Raw genomic sequence first — 6581 nt, forward strand, 5'->3', positions numbered from 1 at the left:
CCGTGGGCCGCCGCCGGGGGAGGGACGGGGATCAGGGGGCCGACGGCGCGAGGTCGTCGAGCGCGTTGAGCTTGGCGACGCGCCGGCGGGTGTCGGCGTCGTCGTCGAAGGTGGCGGCGAGGAACTCGCGGACGATGTCGGGGACGAAGGCGCGCGGCGCGAGCCAGGCCCCGAGGGCGATCGCGTTCGCGTCGTCGTGCTCGACCGCCTGGTGGGCCGAGTACGGCTCGTTGGCCAGCCCGCAGCGGATGCCCGGGATCTTGTTGGCCGCCATGATGGCGCCCGCCCCGGTGCCGCACACGAGGATGGCGCGGTCGGCCTCGCCCGCGAGCACGGGCGCGCAGGTGGCCTGCGTGATGTCGGGGAAGTCGACGGGGTCGGTGCTGTCGGTGCCGCAGTCGACGACCGTGTGCCCGAGGCCCTCGACCGCCTCCCGGACCAGGTCCTTGAAGGGGAAGCCGGCGTGGTCGGCTCCGAGTGCGACTCTCATGGGTGGTTCCTTCCGGTCGGGATGCTGTTGATCTGGTCGGTGTCGGTGTGCGCGGCGAGCCCTAGCTCGACCTCCGCGCGGGTGGGGATGGAGGTGGCGGCCCCCTGACGGGTCACCGCCAGGGCGCCGGCCAGCGCGGCCCGGCGTACGGCGTCGGCCAGGGGCAGGTGCCACGACGCCGCGAGGTAGCCCACGAAGGTGTCACCGGCGGCGGTCGTGTCGACCGCCGTCACGACGGGGGCGGGCACCCGGACGAGCGCGCCGTCCCGGTGCACCAGCGCGCCCGCGGCGCCGAGCGTGCAGACGACGTCGGTACCGAGCCGGGCGGCGACGGCGGCGACGTCGGCCTCGGGACCGGCCGGCCGCAGGCCGACCAGGCGGGCCACGGCGTCGAGCTCGTGCTCGTTGACCACGAGCAGGTCCACGTGCTCGACCAGGTCGGCGGCGTGGGCGGGCGCGGGCGCCGCGTTCCAGATGACGGTCGCCCCCGCGGCCGACGCCGTGGCGGCCGCGAGCCGCGACGTCGCCGCCGGGATCTCGTGCTGGAGCACCAGGACGTCGCCGGGGGAGAGGTCCGCGCAGGCCTGGCGCACGGCGGCGTCGTCGAGCGCGGCGTTCGCGCCCGGGACCACGATGATCGAGTTCTCGCCGTCGTCGTCCAGGAGCACCAGGGCGCGGCCGCTCGCCCGCTCCGAGCGCGTGAGCAGGCCGGTGTCGATGCCCTCCGCGGCCAGCGCCTGCGCCAGCGGCTCGCCGTCCTCCCGGCCGACGGCGCCAACCATCGTGACGTGCGCGCCCGCGCGGGCGGCGGCGACCGCTTGGTTGGCGCCCTTGCCGCCGAGCGAGGCCGACGCCTCGCGCGCCAGGACCGTCTCGCCGGGCCGGGGCAGCGCCGCCAGCCGCAGCGACGTGTCGGCGTTCACGCTCCCGACGACGGTGACCCGGGCAGTCACGCGCCCGCCTCGGCGGACCCGGCGGACCCGCCGGGCTCGCCCGATCGGTCCACGAACGACGTCGCGACCCGGTGCGACGCCCCCGGGCGGCCCTCGATCACGTCGACCAGCGCGGTGACGCCCAGCCGGCCGATCGCCGTGGCGTCGTTGCGCACCGCCGAGATCGGCGGGGAGACCAGCGAGAACCAGTCGAGGTCGTCGAACGACACGATCTCGACGGCGTCCAGCGGCTCGGCCGCGTCCGCGCCCACGGGCCCGGCCTCCCGCAGCGCCCGCGCCACACCCAGCGTCATCAGGCCGTCGGCGCTGAGCACCGCCGTCGGACGCGCGCCCGAGGCGAGCACCGCGTGCATCGCCTCCACGCCGCTCTCGGCCCGGAAGTCGCCGTGCGCCACGAGGCGCGGGTCGGCCGACAGGCCGAGCTCGTCCCGGAACCGCAGGAAGGCGGCACGGCGCTCGCGGCCGGTCGAGACCTCGGGCGGCCCGCCCACGAACGCGACCTCCCGGTGCCCGCGGCCGTGCAGCCAGGTCAGCGCGCGGCGCACGCCGTCCTCGTTGTCGGTGCCGATGGTGGGCACGTCGAGACCCTCGACCGACCGGTCCACGAAGACCAGCGGCAGGCCGCCGTCGCGCAGGGCGTGCAGCGGGGTCACGTCGGAGCCCTGCGGGGCGATGAGCAGGCCGTCGATCCGCTGGGAGGCGAAGGTGCGCAGGTAGGCGGCCTCCTGGTCGGCGTCCTCGTCGGCGTTGGCGAGCAGCACGGTGTAGCCGCGCCGCTGCGCCTCGCGCTCGGCGGCGTGCGCCAGCTCGGAGAAGAACGGGTTGCGGATGTCGGAGACGAGCAGCCCGAGCACGTCGGTGCGCGACCGGCGCAGCGACCGCGCGGGGCCGTTGGCGATGTAGTTGAGCTCCTTGGCCGCGGCCGTGACGCGGGCCCGCGAGTCGGGGGAGGTCTGGCTGCTGCCGCTCAGCACCCGCGACGCGGTGCCGAGGGAGACTCCCGCCAGCGCTGCGACGTCCTTGATCGTGGCCACTCTGCCCTCTTCCGTGGAAACGTTTCCATGACTGCCTGTCGCCAATCTGCCACAGTCGAGGGGGCGAAAGCAAGAACGATGCGCCCGCATCGTTCCTCGCGCGGTGAGACCGGTTGTCTCATAACGTGTCGAGCGTGAAGCGCACCCCAGGGGGCTTGGGCGCACTCGCGACGGCGGTACTGGTCGCGTTCGGCGCAGTCATTCCTACGATGTCGGCGTCGGCGGAGACCACCGCCGGATGGGCCGACTGGGACCCGTTGACCGGGTCCGCCGGCGACTGGTCGACCAGCATGCGGCTCCCGGCGGGCGGCTTCCCGGAGGCCACGGTGACCTCGGACTCGCGCGGCGGCGTCGGCGTCATCTCCGGGGCCTCGTCGTGGCTGAGCCAGGCCACGCCGCCCGGCGAGATCTTCGGGTCCAGCCGCGACCAGCAGTACCTCAACCTGCGCCCGCAGGCCGATCGGCCGACGTCGCCGTCGACCACCACCTACACGTTCGAGCGCCCGACGCCGACGGGCGGCTGGGCCTTCGTGCTCGGCGACATCGACGCCGACCGCGCCGTCGTCACGGCGCTCGGCGCCGACGGCCGGCAGCTCGCCGGCGCGGAGCTCGGCTTCCAGGGCGGCTTCAACTACTGCACCGTCGCCGGCTCGCCGTCCTGCACGGGTGACCCGGCGGACGTGCCGGCCTGGGACCCGGCGACCGGCGAGCTGATCGGCAACCCCGCGGCGAACGACACGTCGGGCGCCGCCGGCTGGTTCCTCCCCACGACGCCGATCAAGACCCTGACCGTCCAGTTCTTCCAGCGCAGCGGCTTCCCCGTCTACCAGACCTGGTTCGCCTCGCTGGCGCGCGACATCTCCGGCACGGTCGAGGTGGTCGACGACGCCGGCGCGCCGCAGGGCGTCCTGCCCGGTGCCGGCCTCACCCTGTTCGGCCCGGACGGCACGGAGCTCGCGACGACGACGTCGGACGAGAGCGGCCAGTACGCCTTCCCCGGCTACACGGCCACGTCCGGCTACCGCGTCGAGCTGACCACCCTCCCGGAGGCCGACGACGAGCACCCGTTCGGGCTCGTGCCGTACGGCGACCGCGAGGTGGGCGAGATCGACCTCTCCGCCGAGGACGCCGCCGGCGTCGACCTCGCGGCCCGCGACATCGTCCCCGTCGCCGTGAGCGGCGCGGTCCTGACCGACGACGGCACGCCCGTCCCCGGCGCGACCGTCACCCTGACCCCGGTGGGCGGGGGGCCTGCGCTCACGGCCGTGACCAGCTCGACGGGCGAGTACCTGGTCGACGGCGTCGGCTGGGACACCGAGAACGACCAGCCCCAGCAGTACACGTTCGCTGTGAGCGACCTGCCCGACGGGTTCGCGGTCGCGACCTCGCCGGACGACGTCACCGTCGAGGTCGGCCAGGAGGAGGCCAGCACGGGCAACGACTTCGTCGTCCGGGCGCCCGCCTCGCTCTCCGGCACGGTGACGGCGGGCGGCGAGCCACTCGCGGGCGTCGTCGTCACGCGGGACGGCCCGGGCGGCCCGGTCAGCACGACGACGGGCGCCGACGGCGGCTACCTCTTCGAGGACGTGCCGCCGGGCGACCACACCGTGAGCATCGACGTGCCCGACGGGTACCGCGCCGACGGCCCGGACTCGCGGGACGTCACGGTCGGCGCCGACGACGTGACCGACGTCGACTTCGGCCTGTCCCACCCGGGCGCGATCGGCGGCACCGTGACCGACGACGCGGGGGCGCCCGTGGCCGGCGCGACCGTGACGGTGGAGGGCCCGGACGGTCCGGTCACGCTGGTCACCGATGACGTGGGCGGCTACTTCGTCGGCGACCTGCCGCCGGGGGACTACACGATCACGCTCACCGTGCCCGACGGGTACACGGCCGAGGCGACCGAGCGGACCGTGACCCTGACCAGCGCGGGCGAGAGCCTGCTCCAGGAGGACTTCGCGCTGGTCGCCGAGCCCGCCGAGAACCTGCCGGCCGGCGGGACGGTCACCCACACGGAGGGTGCCCCGGTGCCCGGCACCGAGGTGACGGTGACCGACGGCGACGGGACGACCGTCGGCACCGCGACCACCGACGACGAGGGCGCGTGGCGCACCGAGCTGCCCCCGGGGTCGTACACCGCCGTCGTGCACCCGGGCGAGGGGTACGTGGTCGAGGGCGAGGACACCCTCGCCTTCGAGGTCGTGGACGAGGCGGTCACCGGGCTCGACTTCGTGCTCGCGAACGCGGCGCAGGCGCCCAGCCCGGCGCCGGGCACCGACCCGTCGGCCGGGCCCGAGCCGGACCCCGCGGAGCCGGGCGACCTGGCCGCCACGGGCGCGACCGTCGGCTCGGTGGCGCTGGCCGCCGGGGTGCTCATCGCCGTGGGCGTCGGGATGGTCCGGGGGTCGCGCCGCAAGAGCTGAGCCGGCGCTCCCTGAGCCCACCGGCCGGGGCCCGGCCCTCGGGCCGGCCCTTGCGGCCCGCCCGACACTCCCTCTAGTGTGCACATGTCATACATATTCCCTCGCGGACCGGTGCTGCCTCCCGGCCGCGGGCGGAGCACGGCACACGACGAGGGAGTCTCTCGATGACGAGAACGAACCATCCCGGCGCGCGGCTGCGCGCGGCGGCCGCGGCCCTGGTGCTCACGACGGTGGCGGCGCTCGGCGCCGGTGCCCCGGCGTCGGCGCTTCCCGCGGGACCCGGCCACGGACGGCTCACCGTCTACGTCGCGCCCACGGGCGACGACGCGAACCCGGGCACGAAGCAGGCCCCGTTCCGCACGATCGCCGCGGCGCGCGACGCGCTCGAGGGCCGCACCTCGGAGCGTCACCGGGGCACCGTCAACATCCGGGGCGGCGAGTACGTGCTGGACGACACGGTCGCGCTGACCGGCGCCGAGAACTCGTGGGTCACGTACACCGCGTACCGCGGCGAGGACGTGACGATCACGGGCACGCACGAGCTGCCGGCCGACGGCTGGCAGCGCCTGACCGACCTCGGTGCGGACGAGCTGGCCCAGCCGCAGTACGCGGCGAACACCCGGCTGGACACGGACGCGCTGCGCGACGGCGTCTGGGTCTACGACCTGGGCGCGCAGGGGATCGACCCCGGCACGCTCTACAAGAACGGCTTCAACTGGGTGCAGCAGCCGTTCGCCCCGGAGCTCGTGGTCGACGGCGCCACCCAGACGCTGGCCGAGTACCCGAACGGGAACGCCTGCGAGACCAAGGACACGGCCTGCCACCTGTGGGGCACCGGCGGCAAGTGGGGCGCCGTCGGGCCGCAGGACCTGATGAACGTGGACCTGCTGGGCCGGTTCGGCGCGCAGGGGCACTGGGAGCGCAGCGGCACCACGCCGCGCGGGCAGTTCGAGGACAAGAAGCAGACGCTGGCCGACCCCGACGACCGCGGCTCCTGGTCCTCCGAGAAGATGCGCACCATGACGCCGTCGGTCTTCACCGTGGGCGGCCGGGCCGCCGAGGGCGACCGGTACCAGCGCTGGGCGCCGCAGGCCGAGCCCGTGGTGGACGACCTGGGCGGACGCGGCCTCGGCGAGTACGCCGACGTGCCCGTCCAGCTCGACCCGCGGTGGATCGAGGACATCGACAGCACGCGGTACGAGACCGAGGCCTGGCTGTCGGGCTACCTCGGCAACAACTACGCCAACGACATGGTGCGGCTCCTGTCCTGGGACGAGGACCGGCTGTACGCCAAGTACCCGTCGATGTACATCCCGCAGGACGAGTGGACCAAGGTCAAGGTCGTCAACGTGCTGTCCGAGATGGACGCCGTCGGCGAGTACTACATCGACCGGTACGACGGCCACGACGTCCTGTACTACGTGCCCGACGGCGGCACCGTCGAGGGCAAGGCCGTCTCGCTGATGTCGTTCGACAAGAGCTTCTTCCACCTGGAGGGCACCACGGGCGTTACGCTGCGCGGGCTCGGCATGACGGGTTCGCTGGTGAGCGGCGTGCAGCTCCTGGACACCGTCGGCACGCTGATCGACGACGTCGAGATCTCGAACGTGAGCATGGACGCCGTCCGGATCGGCCGGACCGCCGACACGATCACCGCGATGCCCGACTACCAGACCTT

Annotated in this window: 4 protein-coding genes and 1 pseudogene; 2 read left to right on the forward strand and 3 right to left on the reverse strand. The window is 74.5% G+C overall.

All coding sequences use genetic code 11. From position 1 onward, the window contains the following. Positions 1 to 31: 31 nt before the first annotated feature. The 3 genes from FHX71_RS28405 to FHX71_RS28415 are packed head-to-tail and all read right to left on the reverse strand — an operon-like array spanning position 32 to position 2477. A complete protein-coding gene (locus FHX71_RS28405) occupies positions 32 to 490 on the reverse strand; it encodes an RpiB/LacA/LacB family sugar-phosphate isomerase (protein WP_182620792.1) in 459 nt (152 codons plus the stop codon). Continuing rightward, complete coding sequence (locus FHX71_RS28410; RefSeq protein WP_220490514.1) at positions 487 to 1443, reverse strand: ribokinase; 957 nt, start codon at positions 1441 to 1443, stop codon at positions 487 to 489. The genes FHX71_RS28405 and FHX71_RS28410 overlap by 4 nt, the downstream gene beginning before the upstream one ends. Continuing rightward, a complete protein-coding gene (locus FHX71_RS28415) occupies positions 1440 to 2477 on the reverse strand; it encodes a LacI family DNA-binding transcriptional regulator (protein ID WP_220490515.1) in 1038 nt (345 codons plus the stop codon). Before FHX71_RS28415 ends, FHX71_RS28410 begins: the two co-directional genes overlap by 4 nt. Positions 2478 to 2611: 134 nt before the next feature. Between FHX71_RS28415 and FHX71_RS28420 the strand changes: the two genes are divergently transcribed. Continuing rightward, positions 2612 to 4903: an MSCRAMM family protein gene (locus FHX71_RS28420; protein ID WP_312877251.1), complete on the forward strand. Its 2292-nt coding sequence runs from the start codon at positions 2612 to 2614 to the stop codon at positions 4901 to 4903. A 164-nt stretch (positions 4904 to 5067) separates the two neighbouring features. After that, positions 5068 to 6581, forward strand: a pseudogene (locus tag FHX71_RS28425) (DUF1565 domain-containing protein); the annotation flags it as partial.

Origin of the sequence: Promicromonospora sukumoe, assembly GCF_014137995.1 — a bacterium.
GTDB classification, from domain to species: domain Bacteria; phylum Actinomycetota; class Actinomycetes; order Actinomycetales; family Cellulomonadaceae; genus Promicromonospora; species Promicromonospora sukumoe.

What these genes read in the sequence shown, in the direction of transcription:
- FHX71_RS28405 (WP_182620792.1), bottom strand. Translation starts at nt 490, where the DNA reads ATGAGAGTCGCACTCGGAGCCGACCACGCCGGCTTCCCCTTCAAGGAC.